This window comes from Bosea sp. (in: a-proteobacteria) (assembly GCA_023910605.1).
In the GTDB taxonomy this organism is placed as follows: Bacteria; Pseudomonadota; Alphaproteobacteria; order Rhizobiales; family Beijerinckiaceae; genus Allobosea.
Map to the genome: position 1 here is coordinate 2,331,297 of JAAVVV010000001.1, position 13,130 is coordinate 2,344,426.

Annotated in this window: 11 protein-coding genes and 2 pseudogenes; 10 read left to right on the forward strand and 3 right to left on the reverse strand. The window is 63.1% G+C overall.

Going from position 1 to position 13,130, the window contains the following annotated elements; translation table 11 throughout:
- Positions 1–50 precede the first annotated feature (50 nt).
- The 4 genes from lipB to HEQ16_11225 all read left to right on the forward strand — a co-directional run bounded on the left by lipB (position 51) and on the right by HEQ16_11225 (position 4,041).
- A complete protein-coding gene (gene lipB, locus HEQ16_11210) occupies positions 51–782 on the forward strand; it encodes a lipoyl(octanoyl) transferase LipB (GenBank protein MCO4054598.1) in 732 nt (243 codons plus the stop codon).
- A gap of 344 nt (positions 783–1,126) precedes the next feature.
- Positions 1,127–1,324, forward strand: coding sequence for a hypothetical protein (locus HEQ16_11215; GenBank protein MCO4054599.1), 198 nt, complete (start codon positions 1,127–1,129; stop codon positions 1,322–1,324).
- Between the two features lie 112 nt (positions 1,325–1,436).
- Entirely contained in the window at positions 1,437–3,044 is a 1,608-nt protein-coding gene (locus HEQ16_11220; GenBank protein ID MCO4054600.1) for a methylcrotonoyl-CoA carboxylase, read from the forward strand.
- A 331-nt stretch (positions 3,045–3,375) separates the two neighbouring features.
- Positions 3,376–4,041: a leucyl/phenylalanyl-tRNA--protein transferase gene (locus HEQ16_11225; GenBank protein MCO4054601.1), complete on the forward strand. Its 666-nt coding sequence runs from the start codon at positions 3,376–3,378 to the stop codon at positions 4,039–4,041.
- Positions 4,042–4,044: 3 nt separating this feature from the next.
- On the opposite strand, the gene HEQ16_11230 is transcribed toward HEQ16_11225, so the two are convergent.
- Both HEQ16_11230 and HEQ16_11235 read right to left on the reverse strand, forming a co-directional pair.
- Positions 4,045–4,659, reverse strand: coding sequence for a DUF2155 domain-containing protein (locus tag HEQ16_11230; GenBank protein ID MCO4054602.1), 615 nt, complete (start codon positions 4,657–4,659; stop codon positions 4,045–4,047).
- Positions 4,660–4,822: 163 nt separating this feature from the next.
- Positions 4,823–5,233 carry an NADH:ubiquinone oxidoreductase subunit NDUFA12 gene (locus tag HEQ16_11235; protein MCO4054603.1) on the reverse strand — a complete coding sequence of 137 codons (411 nt, stop codon included), beginning with the start codon at positions 5,231–5,233 and terminating at the stop codon, positions 4,823–4,825.
- 803 nt (positions 5,234–6,036) lie between these two features.
- On the opposite strand from HEQ16_11235, the gene HEQ16_11240 reads away from it, so the two are divergent.
- Positions 6,037–9,798 carry a vitamin B12-dependent ribonucleotide reductase gene (locus tag HEQ16_11240; GenBank protein ID MCO4054604.1) on the forward strand — a complete coding sequence of 1,254 codons (3,762 nt, stop codon included), beginning with the start codon at positions 6,037–6,039 and terminating at the stop codon, positions 9,796–9,798.
- Positions 9,799–9,954: 156 nt separating this feature from the next.
- On the opposite strand, the pseudogene HEQ16_11245 reads toward HEQ16_11240, so the two are convergent.
- Positions 9,955–10,308, reverse strand: a pseudogene (locus HEQ16_11245) (hypothetical protein).
- Between the two features lie 84 nt (positions 10,309–10,392).
- On the opposite strand from HEQ16_11245, the gene HEQ16_11250 reads away from it, so the two are divergent.
- From HEQ16_11250 to HEQ16_11270, 5 genes and pseudogenes are all read left to right on the forward strand, one after another.
- Positions 10,393–10,605: an AbrB/MazE/SpoVT family DNA-binding domain-containing protein gene (locus HEQ16_11250; GenBank protein MCO4054605.1), complete on the forward strand. Its 213-nt coding sequence runs from the start codon at positions 10,393–10,395 to the stop codon at positions 10,603–10,605.
- A complete protein-coding gene (locus tag HEQ16_11255; protein MCO4054606.1) occupies positions 10,605–10,985 on the forward strand; it encodes a type II toxin-antitoxin system VapC family toxin in 381 nt (126 codons plus the stop codon). Before HEQ16_11250 ends, HEQ16_11255 begins: the two co-directional genes overlap by 1 nt.
- A gap of 34 nt (positions 10,986–11,019) precedes the next feature.
- A pseudogene (locus HEQ16_11260) lies at positions 11,020–11,226 on the forward strand (type II toxin-antitoxin system Phd/YefM family antitoxin).
- 292 nt (positions 11,227–11,518) lie between these two features.
- Positions 11,519–12,130, forward strand: a complete 612-nt coding sequence (locus HEQ16_11265; protein ID MCO4054607.1) for a hypothetical protein — start codon at positions 11,519–11,521, stop codon at positions 12,128–12,130.
- Entirely contained in the window at positions 12,117–12,941 is an 825-nt protein-coding gene (locus HEQ16_11270; protein ID MCO4054608.1) for an IS5 family transposase, read from the forward strand. The genes HEQ16_11265 and HEQ16_11270 overlap by 14 nt, the downstream gene beginning before the upstream one ends.
- Positions 12,942–13,130: the final 189 nt, after the last annotated feature.

Sequence of the window (13,130 nt, forward strand, 5' to 3'; positions counted from 1 at the left end):
TTGCCACATGAATGCCTGCGGTACAGTGCGGCGGACAAGGTTAACCGGTTGTGAATCTCACATCGCGAAAAGGCCTCGCTCAGCTGAATTCTTCAGCCGGAGCGCCGGTGGAGTGGCGCATCAGCGACGGCCCCGTGGCCTATCCCGACGCCGTCCGCGCCATGGAGGAGCGCGTCGCGGCGATCGCTGATGGAGCGGCGCCCGAACTCGTCTGGCTGCTTGAGCATCCGCCTCTTTACACGGCGGGCACTTCCGCCAGAAGTGACGACCTGATCGCGCCGGAGCGCTTTCCTGTGTTCGAGGCGGGTCGGGGAGGGCAATACACCTATCACGGGCCCGGCCAGCGCGTGGCCTATGTCATGCTGGACCTCAGGCGGCGGGGCCCAGACCTGCGCCGTTTCGTGGCCAGCCTCGAGGCCTGGTTGATCGAGACGCTGGCGGCGTTCAACGTCGCCGGGGAGACCCGCGAGGATCGGGTGGGGGTGTGGGTGAGGCGGCCGGACCGCGCCCCGCCGCCGGGCGCGCCGGAAGGAATGATGGCGGAGGACAAGATTGCGGCGATCGGCATCCGCGTCCGGCGCTGGGTTTCTTTCCACGGCGTTTCACTGAATGTGGAGCCAGACCTCAGCCATTTCGACGGAATCGTGCCCTGTGGGGTGCAACTGCACGGGGTGACCTCTTTGGCGGATCTCGGGTTGACAGTGTCGATGACGGAAACGGACATGGCGCTGCGCAAAGCCTTCGAGAGCCTTTTCGGCCCGACCATCTCGATCACAGCCTGATCATGGCCGGCAGCAGGCAAAAGCAGGTCGAGGTCGGCGACAGGGCGGCCTGGCTCGAAAGCCATCATGCTCGCCGTGACAGAAACTGGCTGATCTAACCGCGCAAACGGAACCGCATGTGGTCTGCGGCGAACCCTTGCGAAGGTCGAGTGCTTGATGAAAGCGGGCTCGATGATGCCGGCCCGGCTCCGGGGGTCGCGCGTGAAACGCGCCGCCCGGATCGCCGCACCCGCCGACGCCCCGAAGCAGGCGGCGCTTCGCCGCCTGAAGCCAGGGAAAGGCTTCATTCACCCTGTGATGGAATCATCGATTCTGCGGAATCAGTGATTCAAAGGATGCACATCATGATCAAAGTAGCAGCGCTCGCGATTGTCGCCCTCGGCCTTGCGGCTTGCACGACCACCGATCAGCGCATTGCCGGCGCGGCGGCTGGTGCAGGGACGGGGGCCTTGGTGGCCGGCCCGATCGGCGCGATTGCAGGTGGCGCGATCGGCGCGGTCGCCGCTCCCACTGTGACCGGCACCTTGCGGCGCACGCAGTAATCCCCCCGATCGTCGCAGTGCCACGTTCCGCTTCCTGACCGTGCAGTCCTGCGCCGTTGCGCGGGGGACCAGCCCGCGCCATAACCGGCCACCATCTGAGAAGGGTCGGCTCATGGCTGTCGTGACCAGCACCATCGACGTGAACGCGGCGGACGCAAGAGTCTGCGCCTCCGAATGGGAGCGGTTGCGAGCCGAGCTTCTTGAGCGGCGCGGGACTGCGGCCGCCGGCGGCAACGCGAAGGCGCGCGAGCGCCACGCCGCGCGCGGCAAGCTGCTCCCGCGCGAACGGGTCGCCACGCTTCTCGATCCCGGCTCTCCCTTCCTGGAGATAGGCGCACTTGCGGCCTTCGGCATGTATGGTGACGACATCCATGGCGCGGGGATGATCGCCGGCATCGGCCGGGTCTCCGGCCGAGAGGTGATGGTGGTGTGCAACGACGCCACCATCAAGGGCGGCACCTACTATCCCATGACGGTGAAGAAGCATCTGCGCGCGCAGGAGATCGCGCGCGAGAACCACCTGCCTTGCGTCTATCTGGTGGATTCGGGTGGCGCGAACCTGCCGCACCAGACCGATGTCTTCCCCGACCGGGAGCACTTCGGCCGCATCTTCTACAACCAGGCCACCTTGTCGTCGCTCGGCATTCCGCAGATCGCGGTGGTGATGGGCTCGTGCACCGCCGGCGGCGCTTACGTGCCGGCCATGTCCGACGAGACGATCATCGTGCGCCGGCAAGGAACGATCTTTCTGGGCGGCCCGCCGCTGGTCAAGGCTGCGACCGGCGAAGTGGTGTCCGCCGAAGATCTCGGCGGAGGAGACGTGCATACGCGCCTTTCCGGCGTTGCAGACCATCTTGCCGCCGACGATCAGCATGCGTTGGCGCTGGCGCGCCGCATCGTCGGCACGCTGGGCACGGTGAAGAGCCCGTCGATCGCGCTGTCCGACGCGGCGGAGCCCCTGCTCAATCCGGCCGAACTGGAAGCCATCGTGCCCACGGACCTGCGCAAGCAGTATGACATTCGCGAGGTCATCGGCCGTTTGGTGGACGGCTCCGACTTCGATGAGTTCAAGGCGCGCTATGGCGTCACGCTGGTGACAGGCTTTGCCCGGCTCCATGGCATGCCGATCGGCATCATCGCCAATAACGGCATCCTGTTTTCGGAAAGCGCGCAAAAGGGCACGCATTTCATCGAGCTGTGCTGCCAGCGTCGCATCCCGCTGCTGTTCTTGCAGAATATCTCCGGCTTCATGGTAGGTCGCGACTTCGAGGCCCGCGGCATCGCCAAGGACGGCGCCAAGCTGGTAACGGCTGTGGCCTGCGCGCAGGTGCCGAAGATCACGGTGCTGGTGGGTGGCTCGTTCGGGGCCGGCAATTACGGCATGTGCGGCCGAGCCTATTCGCCGCGCTTCCTGTTCAGCTGGCCCAACAGCCGCATCTCCGTCATGGGCGGGGAGCAGGCGGCGAGCGTGCTCGCCACCGTGCGCCGCGACAATATCGAGGCTGCAGGCAAGATCTGGAGCGCGCAGGAGGAGGAAGCCTTCAAGGCGCCGGTGCGCGAGCAGTACGAAACCGAGGGCAACCCCTATCACGCAACCGCGCGGCTGTGGGATGACGGCATCATCCTGCCATCCGAGACGCGGCGCGTGCTGGCGCTGGCCTTCTCCGCCTGCCTGAACGCGCCGATCCCACCGACGCGCTTTGGCGTCTTCAGGATGTGACTGGCCGCCTCGGCCGGTGCGCGCAGCAGGGCGTTTGCTCTGCATGGGTTGAGAGTTGGCACGGTGTCGCTGCTTTTTCAGGGAGCCTTCAGCAGCTCATCCGGCAAGCCTATGCTCGACGAGGCAACATGTCGGGGCGTATGATCGCGGTTTTCCGACGCCACAATTGACCTCCGTCCATGACAATGATGAGGCAGCTCAGGTACAGCAGTCCATAACTGCATCGTATGGTTGACGGTCTGGCGGGGAGGTCTGGCTACATCATGGCAGCAAAAACCAAGCCGATGCATGCCTGCGGCTCATCCGATGTTACGTCCGGAAACGCTGCTGCATGAGCGTGAAAGTTACACCGGACATCGTGTTGCACGCTTATGCGGCAGGTATGTTCCCCATGTCCGAGGGCGCGGACGATCCCGGCCTGTTCTGGGTTGATCCGGAGATCCGCGGAATCATGCCGCTCGATGATTTCCACGTGCCGCGTCGCCTCGCGCGGACCGTCCGGCAGGACATTTACGAGATCCGCAGCGACACCGACTTTGCTGGCGTAATCGCCGGTTGCGCCGCAGCCAAGGCGGGGCGCGGCGAAACCTGGATAAATGGCCGCATCCGCGCGCTCTATGGCGAATTGTTTCGACGCGGTTACGTCCATACGGTCGAGGCCTGGTCCGGCGGGATGCTGGTGGGCGGCCTTTACGGGGTGTCGCTCGGACGCGCCTTCTTCGGCGAAAGCATGTTCCACCTGCAGACCGATGCCTCGAAGGTCGCCCTCGTGCATCTGGTTGCCCGGCTCATCCGCGGCGGTTACATGCTGCTCGATACCCAGTTCCAGACCGCGCACCTCTCCCAGTTCGGCACACGCGAAGTGGGGCGCGCCGATTATCAGGCCGCTCTGGCGCTGGCGATCGAAAGCGGCTGGGGCGACTGGGCGGCTGCTGGCGTGGGCCTCGGCGGAGCGGAGGCCCTGCGCGCGATCGACGACAATCGCGCGAAGCGATGAGCGTCAGTTGTTGGCTGGTTCACGGAAGATCTGTCGCTGCGGCGTTTGCGACGGATTGGTCGGGAAGAACCGCTGCGTCGGCTGCTGCGGCGCGACAGGAACGCCCTGGGGCGGCCTCACATCGATTCGCCCATCGGTGGCCGGCGCCATTGCGGCGGGCCGCTGCGGCCTCTGCTGCCGATCCCGCCGCAGTTCGACAGCATCCGCGCTGGGCTCGCGCGGCTCCACGATGACCTCGGTCCCGCCTTTGCAATCCGTCATCCAGACATCGTAGATGGCATGCTCCACACCATGCAGGCCGGGGCTCGCGGCATACATCCAGCCTGAGAAGATGCGGCGATAATCGTTGTTGAAGCCGACCTCGTCGACCTCCACGAAGGATGTCGTCTGGGGCTGCTCGGTGGCAGGCCGGGTCCAGCACACGCGCGGCGTGATCTGCAGCGAGCCGAACTGCACGGTCTCGTCAATGTTGACTTCGAAGGCGATGATGCGGCCGGTGATCTTGTCGAGGCCCGAGAACACCGCGATCGGATTGCGGATGCGGTCAGCCAGCGCAGGGGCTTGCGACATGGCCAGTGCGAGGGCCGAGAGCGCAAGGGTGGAGAAGGCTCGGTTCATTCGGTGTCTCTGCTCTGGCAAGGCTGCTCTTGCATGACGGCGCCAGGACGGCTGCCGCCCCGGGGCCGACAAATACGCGACTCAACGCACCATGATTACACCTTGACCGTGCGCGGCGCCGCTCAGGCGCGTCGCCGGGGCCATGACCGCAAGGGCGGCCGCTTCAGCGGCCCGGCGTCCACGCCTCGTAGGCGCCTTCTGACTTCGGATGCACGGACGTGTTCACCGCGGAGCCTGCGGGGCGATAGGCCTCGTCGGTGCCGGTCATGTTGGCGCGGTGCGGTCGCTGCCAGCTGCGCGCCTTGTAGCTTTCCTCCGAAGGCGCGACATCGACCGTGTGCTGAAGCCAGCCCTTCCAGCCGGGCGGAATGCGCGACGGCTCGGCCAGCCCTTCGAAAATCACCCAGCGGCGCTCATGGCCCAGCGCAGGATCCAGCTTGCGGCCCTTGGTGCGGTAATAGACGTTGCCGAACTCATCCTTGCCCACCAGCTCGCCATGGCGCCAGGTGTTGAAGCGGGTGCCGAGGGTCTGGCCATTCCACCAGGTGAAGAACTGCAGCAGGAAGGTCTTCATGTGCGCCTCGCATCGAGGGTCTGTCGTGCCCGCCGGATGTCACCCGGCGCGCATGCGCCGACCGCCTGACCGGTTCCGGACTTCTGCGCGCGGTTATGGCCTCAGCGCGCCGTCATGTCCAGCGCGCTCGCCCTGGACGCGACGGCGTGGCGTGCGCCTCGAAACCGATTCGCGACTGGCCCCCGCATTCCGGATGTTGATTCGGGCGGCTCCGGCTTCCGAGATAATCGCTCTCGACGGCTGATGTTGTTGGCAGGACAGAGGTTTGATGGCCGTGCCCTCGCGTGATGTGCGAAGCGGCTATGGATACCCTTGATTAACCATGGAATGGCGGCGGCAGGCTGCGCGGAAAGGGCTTTGCCACGCTCCGCGAAAGCCTCATGTTTCCGCGGCGGGCGTGATTCTCGCTGGCATTACCGGCGCTTAACGCCAGCCCTTGCAGGTTATCCCCAACATCCACAGCGACACACCACATGTAGTGCTGGCGTTACATTCCATGTACAAAACCTTGACGTTCGACGGCCCTGGGCCTAGGTTTGGATGGTCGCGTTGTCCGCAGCGCGGCCGGCCCAAGTCGGGTCGGACGGACTTGAAGAGATGTCGTCCCGCAGCTTGCGCGAATGGCCCGTTCGGGCCTCCGCGACTTGGGGCGCCAGCGCTGCGAGACTTGCGGGCGATTGACACCGGAAGGGCCTGGAGACAACCGGGCGCCGACAGGGGCATCACAACAGGGCTGACGCTGCGCCGCACCGTGGGGAAGCGGTGCATTGTCGTGCCCAAAGCATTTTTGAAGGATTGACGAGATGAAGATTGACCGCCGCTACACCACCGCCGGAGCGTCGCCCTACACACCGATCGCATTTCGCGAGACGGTGAGCGAGATTCGCAATCCGGACGGCTCGGTGGTGTTCCGGCTTGAAGGGGTCGAGGTGCCGGAGGTGTGGAGCCAGGTGGCTTCCGACGTGCTTGCGCAGAAGTATTTCCGCAAGGCCGGCGTTCCGGCGGCCCTGAAAAAGGTCGAGGAGAACGGTGTCCCGTCCTTCCTGTGGCGCTCTGTGGCGGACGAGAAGGCTCTCGCCCGTCTCCCCGAAGACAAGCGCTACGGTTCCGAGATCTCGTCCAAGCAGGTCTTCGACCGGCTCGCTGGCTGCTGGACCTACTGGGGCTGGAAGGGCGGCTACTTCACCTCCGAGGACGATGCCCGGGCCTTCTTCGACGAGTTGCGCTTCATGCTCGCCCAGCAGATGGTCGCGCCCAACTCGCCGCAATGGTTCAACACCGGCCTGCACTGGGCCTATGGCATCGACGGCCCCAGCCAGGGCCATTTCTACGTGGACTGGCAGACCGGCAAGCTGACCCGCTCGAAGTCCTCCTATGAGCACCCCCAGCCCCATGCCTGCTTCATCCAGGGCGTGGCCGATGATCTGGTGAATGAAGGCGGCATCATGGACCTGTGGGTCCGCGAGGCGCGGTTGTTCAAGTATGGTTCGGGCACGGGCTCCAATTTCTCGGCGCTGCGCGGCGATGGCGAACGGCTGGCCGGGGGCGGGCGCTCTTCGGGCCTGATGAGCTTCCTCAAGATCGGCGACCGCGCGGCCGGCGCGATCAAGTCGGGCGGCACCACCCGGCGTGCCGCCAAGATGGTCGTGGTCGACGCCGACCATCCGGATATCGAGACCTACATCGACTGGAAGGTGAAGGAAGAGCAGAAGGTCGCAGCTCTCGTGACCGGCTCGAAGATCGTCCAGAAGCACATGAAGGCCGTGATGAAGGCCTGCGTGAACTGCGAAGGCAATGGCGATGACTGCTTCAATCCGGAGAAGAACCCCGTCCTGAAGAAGGAGATCAAGCTCGCCCGCCGGTCCATGGTGCCGGACAACTACATCAAGCGGGTGATCCAGTTCGCCAAGCAGGGCTACACGGACATCTCGTTCGACACCTACGACACAGATTGGGATTCGGAGGCCTACAACACCGTCGCCGGGCAGAACTCCAACAACTCCGTCTCGATCAAGGATGACTTCCTGCGCGCGGTCGAAGCCGGTGGCGACTGGCAGCTGACGGCTCGCACGACGGGCAAGGTCACCAAGACGCTGAAGGCTCGCGAGTTGTGGGAGAAGATCGGGCATGCCGCCTGGGCCTCGGCGGATCCCGGCCTGCACTTCAACACCACGATGAACGACTGGCACACCTGCCCGGCCTCGGGGCCTATCCGCGCCTCCAATCCGTGCTCGGAGTACATGTTCCTCGACGACACCGCCTGCAACCTGGCCTCGGCCAACCTGCTGCAGTTCTACGACCGTCAGGCCCGCGCCTTCGACTATGTCGGCTATGAGCATCTGTGCCGGCTCTGGACGATGGTCCTCGAGATTTCGGTGATGATGGCGCAGTTTCCGTCAAAGCCGATCGCGGAATTGTCCTATGAATATCGCACGCTCGGCCTCGGCTACGCCAACATCGGCGGGCTGCTTATGACGATGGGCCTGGGTTATGATTCCGATGAGGGCAGGGCGCTTGGCGGCGCGCTGACCGCGATCATGACCGGCGTAGCCTATGCCACCTCGGCAGAGATGGCGCGCGAGCTGGGTCCGTTCCCCGGCGCGGTGCGCAAGTCCGCCGATGGCAAGACCAACACCGAGCACATGCTGCGCGTGATCCGCAATCACCGCCGCGCCGCCCACGGCGAGGCTACGGGCTATGAGGGCCTGTCGGTAGCGCCCGTGCCGCTGGACCACGCCTCGTGCCCCGAGCCCGTGCTCGTGGAGCGCGCCAGGCTTGCCTGGGACCGCGCGCTCGAGCTCGGCTCTGCCCATGGCTACCGCAATGCGCAGGCTACCGTGATCGCGCCAACCGGCACGATCGGCCTGGTGATGGATTGCGACACCACCGGCATCGAGCCCGATTTCGCGCTGGTGAAGTTCAAGAAGCTTGCCGGCGGCGGTTACTTCAAGATCATCAACCGCGCCGTTCCCGACGCGCTGCGCAGCCTCGGCTATTCCGAAGCGCAGATCGCCGAGATGGAGGTCTACGCCGTGGGCCATGGCTCGATCGCCCAGGCTCCGGCCATCAACCACGCCACGCTCGCGGCGAAGGGCTTCACGCCGGAGAAGATTGACGCGGTCGAGAAGGGCATGAAGAGCGCCTTCGACATCAAGTTCGTCTTCAACAAGTGGACGCTGGGCGAGGATTTCCTCACCGGCACGCTCAAGGTCCCGACCGAAAAGCTGAACGAACCGAGCTTCGACCTGCTTGGCCATCTCGGCTTCTCGAAGGCCGACATCGAAGCCGCGAACGTGCACGTCTGCGGTGCGATGACGCTTGAGGGCGCGCCGTTCCTCAAGGCCGGGCACTACAAGGTGTTCGATTGCGCCAATCCGTGCGGACGCCTGGGCAAGCGCTATCTCTCGGTGGAGAGCCACATCCGCATGATGGCGGCGGCGCAGCCCTTCATCTCGGGCGCGATCTCCAAGACCATCAACATGCCCAACGACGCCACGGTCGAGGATTGCAAGAACGCCTACATGCTGTCCTGGCGGCTGGCTCTCAAGGCCAACGCGCTCTATCGCGACGGCTCCAAGCTCAGCCAGCCGCTCAACGCCGCGCTCATCGCCGATGAGGATGACGAGGGCGAGGATGCCGTGGAGGCCCTGCTGGCCATGCCGGCCGCCGCCAAGGCCGCCGCGCTCTCCGAGAAGATCGTCGAGCGCATCATCGAGCGGGTCGAGCGCAACCGCGAGCGCGAGCGCCTGCCCGATCGCCGCAAGGGCTACACCCAGAAGGCGGTGGTGGGTGGCCACAAGGTCTATCTGCGCACCGGCGAATATCATGACGGCCGCATCGGAGAGATCTTCATCGACATGCACAAGGAAGGCGCCGCCTTCCGCAGCCTGATGAACAATTTCGCCATCGCGGTGTCGCTGGGCCTGCAATATGGCGTGCCGCTGGAGGAATATGTCGAGGCCTTCACCTTCACCCGCTTCGAGCCGGCGGGCTTCGTGCAGGGCAACGAGGCGATCAAGAACGCGACCTCGATCCTCGATTATGTCTTCCGTGAACTCGCCATCTCCTATCTCCAGCGCTACGATCTCGCGCATGTCGATCCGGGCGAGATCGGCAACACCGTGCTCGGCAAGGGCGAAGCACAGTCCGAGCTTGGCGCGCCGGCCCAGACTGCGGCCCAGCAGGCCGTATCCAAGGGGTTGCTGCGCTCGAAGACGGACAAGCTGATGCTGATCTCCGGCGGCGCCGGCGCGGCCCTCCCGGCCTCGGCCGTGTCGGTATCTCCCGCCGCGCCCTTTGGCGGCGTCGCGGCCGGCATGACCATGGGCGCGACCGCGCTCAAGCCAGAGCCGAACATGGAGGTGACGCTGACCGAAGCCGAACTCGCCAAGCTCGGCTTCGCCTCCGCTGCCCCGCAGAGCCGCACCGCCGCCGACAAGCGCGCCGAAGCCATCATGAAGGGCTATGTCGGCGACTCATGCGGCGAGTGCGGCAACTTCACGCTGGTCCGCAATGGCACCTGCCTGAAGTGCGACACCTGTGGCTCAACGACTGGGTGTAGCTGAGTATGGAGAAGCTGATAGGCGCGCGAAAGTCTTGGACTTGGCGCGAATGTTCTATCTCTGAGATAGTTTGAAGGAATTGGGCGGATTTCCCTGCATGAAGTTGAAATCGTTCAGAATTAAGCGGTTCAGATCGATCAACGACAGCGGGGCCCGAACAATGTCGTCGGAGGTCGGGGCCTCGGCCTCGATCCAGTCGACAAGCCCACCGGGCTGTCGGTTGGCGACGATCGCCGCACCGATGGCGGCGAGCATGCCGTCGAGCACTTCCTCGCGCGTGAGCGTCGCGCTCTCGAAAGCGACGATCTCGACGGGAATGCGGTGGGCGTAGAGGTAGGATATCGGCGAGAGCGTGACGTCCTGCTCGCCCGGATCGCCATCGCGGATCACGATCAGTCCACCCGGCGGAATGCGCTCCGGCTTGGCGAGGTTACGCTTCAGGTCCGCGCCCGGCAGGGCAGCAGCGACAAGCGCCTTCACCGCGCCAAGGACGGTTTCGCGTTTCGAGGGCATGACGCAACCTGTTGGGCCTTCCTGCTGAAGGGGTTCCGTGTTATTTTCTTACCAGATACATATCGATCAGGGGTGGCAAGGCTCATGTCCGACACAGCAACGCTTTCGACAAAGTTCCAGATTTCGATCCCCAAGGCCGTGCGCACCGGGCAGCATTGGAACGCCGGCCAGGAATTCGTCTTCATCCCCAAGGGAAAGGGTGTCCTGCTGATGCCGGTTCCGAGCCTTGAAGATCTGAAAGGGCTGGCGAAAGGCGCAGACCCCTCGAACTACCGGGACCGCAAGGACCGCTATTGATGCTGGCCATCGACTCTTCGGCGTGGATCGAGTGGCTCGTCGACGGCCCTTTGACCGCTGAGCTTGCTCAGAAAATGCCAGTTAAGAGCGACTTGCTGGTGCCGACGATCGTGCAGCACGAACTCACCAGGTGGCTCCTGCGGGAGCGGGGCGAAGAAGTTGCCGACGAATTCATCGCCTACACGCAAAAATGCGTCGTGGCAGTTTTGGACACCGCCACTGCGATTGATGCCGCGAACCTGTCCCGCCAGTACAAGCTGGCGACGGCCGATGCCGTGATCTACGCCACGGCTCTGCGACATGGCGCCGGGCTTCTGACATGCGATGCGCATTTTGATGGATTGCCGGGCGTTACCTTCATTCCGAAGGCAGAAACCTGAAGGCGAAGTTGTCTGACGCTCGGCGGAGGAGTTCATTGTGCACCAGATTCATGCGGAAACCGTTGCCAGCATCACCGAGTTCAAGCGAAACCCCATGGGTGTCGTGGCTGCTGCGTAAGGTTTTCCCGTCGCCGTGTTGAACCGCAACCGGCCCGCCTGTTACTGCATTCCAGCCAAGGCCTATGAGGCTTTGCTCGAACGGTTTGACGATCTGGAGCTGCAAGCCATAGCCGATGAGAGAGAGGGGCAGTCAGCTCATCCTATCTCCCTGGAACCGCCGTCAAAAGCGGCTGTGATTTTCCTGCCTCCCACGGCTGGAAAAGTGAAGGGAAGTATCGTAACGTCAGTCATGGCGGGTGTGGCTTGCGGAGATGGCGTGGCCGGTATTGGTGTAAACAGCCAAATCTTAAACGATATCATACCTTTACGCTACATCCACCAACCCAGAAAGAACTCCGTCGTGAATAAGATGGGTTAGCGGGACTCCGACGCATCATCCAAATTCAAAAAGATCAAATTGAAGGTTAGACATCGTGAACATTCTAAACGGACCTCAGCTACGAGAGCGCATCCTCAAAATTGCGAGCTCTGCCACCGCCATGGACTTCGCCGTCGCTTTCTGGGGAGCGGGGTCCATAAAGGCTTTGGGCCTTTCCGAGATCAGGAAGGCACGCATCATCTGCAACTTGACCATGGGGGGAACAAGCCCAAAGGTCATCCGGGAGCTGATCGACATTGGTTTCGAGGTCCGCCATCTCGATACTCTTCATTCGAAGATCTATCTTTTTGACGACGTCGCCTTTGTTGGCTCGTCGAACGCATCAGCGAATGGCCTATCGTTGCAAGGTGAAGTCCTGTCCGGCTGGCACGAAACTAACGTTGAGCTATCGGACGCATCTCAAATCGCCTTTTTAAAGGAAAATTTTGACGATATCTGGAACAAATCTCGTCCCGCTTCCGACGATGATCTCACCCTTGCAGAGAAACTATTTAATAGCAGACGGAGACTTATTCAGAGAGTCTCGGATTTAAATAACATTGACCTCTATGATAACTTTAACTCCTTAGAGACTGTTTGGAAAGTCGGCGATTGGTGTTTCGGTGGGCTGGCGAATGTGATTCACATTACGGATGTGGACACATGAGAACCGGGGCCGGATGGCCAAGATCGCCAAGAAGACGAAGCGCTATCCCTGCGACCTGACGGACGAGGAGTGGGCCCGGATCGCGCCCTTGATGCCCAAACCCGGACGGACGGGACGGCCTCGGGAGACGGACTTCCGCGAGGTGATCAACGCCGTGCGCTATCTGGTGCGCTCGGGCTGCGGCTGGCGGATGCTGCCTCATCATTTCGGCCATTGGCGAACGGTTTACGGCTGGTTCCGCGAACTGGCGCGGCGCTTCCTGTTCCAGACCATCCACGATGTCGAGCTGATGCTCGACCGGGAGCGGGTTGGTCGCGAGGCAAGCCCCACGGCGGCGGTGATCGACAGCCAGTCGGTCAAGGCTCCGCAAGCCAAAACAAGGGGTTACGACGCCAACAAGAAGATACGCGGCCGCAAGCGACATATCGCGGTCGATACCGACGGACGGCTCTTGATGGTCAATCTGACGACCGCCGACATCTCCGACAGCGCCGGTGCGCAAGCCATCCTCGATGCCATCCGCAAGCGCTGGCCCTGGGTGAAGCATCTCTTCGCCGACGCCGCCTACGACCGCCTGACCTTGATGGACAAGGCCGCCTATCTCAACTTCGTCATCGAGATCATCCGGCGCTCCGAGCAGCAGAAGGGCTTCCATGTTCTGCCCCGGCGCTGGGTCGTCGAGCGGACCTTCGGATGGATGATGCGCTGGCGCCGCCTCGTCCGCGACTATGAAAAACGCATCGACGTCTCAACCGCCATGATCCACGTCGCCATGGGCGGCCTTCTTATCCGAAGAAACGCTCATCCCTGACTTTCCAAACGGACTCTTAGAAGAAAACCCATGGCAAGAATTAGGAATTTACGTATGTGTTTACAACAACGATCTGAGCGATGCGGCACAAAAGGTTGTTGCGGAAGCTAGGGTAAGCGAACCCGACGGCAAAGGTCTCGACGGCTTTGAGGACTGGGACGACATCGCTGGTAAAATTGTCGTCTGTTT

Excerpts from the sequence above, each read along its gene's own strand:
- HEQ16_11270 (MCO4054608.1), top strand. The coding sequence starts at position 12,117 with ATGTGGACACATGAGAACCGGGGCCGGATGGCCAAGATCGCCAAGAAG.
- HEQ16_11235 (MCO4054603.1), bottom strand. The coding sequence starts at position 5,233 with ATGAAGACCTTCCTGCTGCAGTTCTTCACCTGGTGGAATGGCCAGACC.
- HEQ16_11230 (MCO4054602.1), bottom strand. The coding sequence starts at position 4,659 with ATGAACCGAGCCTTCTCCACCCTTGCGCTCTCGGCCCTCGCACTGGCC.
- HEQ16_11220 (MCO4054600.1), top strand. The coding sequence starts at position 1,437 with ATGGCTGTCGTGACCAGCACCATCGACGTGAACGCGGCGGACGCAAGA.
- HEQ16_11250 (MCO4054605.1), top strand. The coding sequence starts at position 10,393 with ATGTCCGACACAGCAACGCTTTCGACAAAGTTCCAGATTTCGATCCCC.
- HEQ16_11225 (MCO4054601.1), top strand. The coding sequence starts at position 3,376 with ATGAGCGTGAAAGTTACACCGGACATCGTGTTGCACGCTTATGCGGCA.
- HEQ16_11255 (MCO4054606.1), top strand. The coding sequence starts at position 10,605 with ATGCTGGCCATCGACTCTTCGGCGTGGATCGAGTGGCTCGTCGACGGC.
- HEQ16_11240 (MCO4054604.1), top strand. The coding sequence starts at position 6,037 with ATGAAGATTGACCGCCGCTACACCACCGCCGGAGCGTCGCCCTACACA.
- HEQ16_11215 (MCO4054599.1), top strand. The coding sequence starts at position 1,127 with ATGATCAAAGTAGCAGCGCTCGCGATTGTCGCCCTCGGCCTTGCGGCT.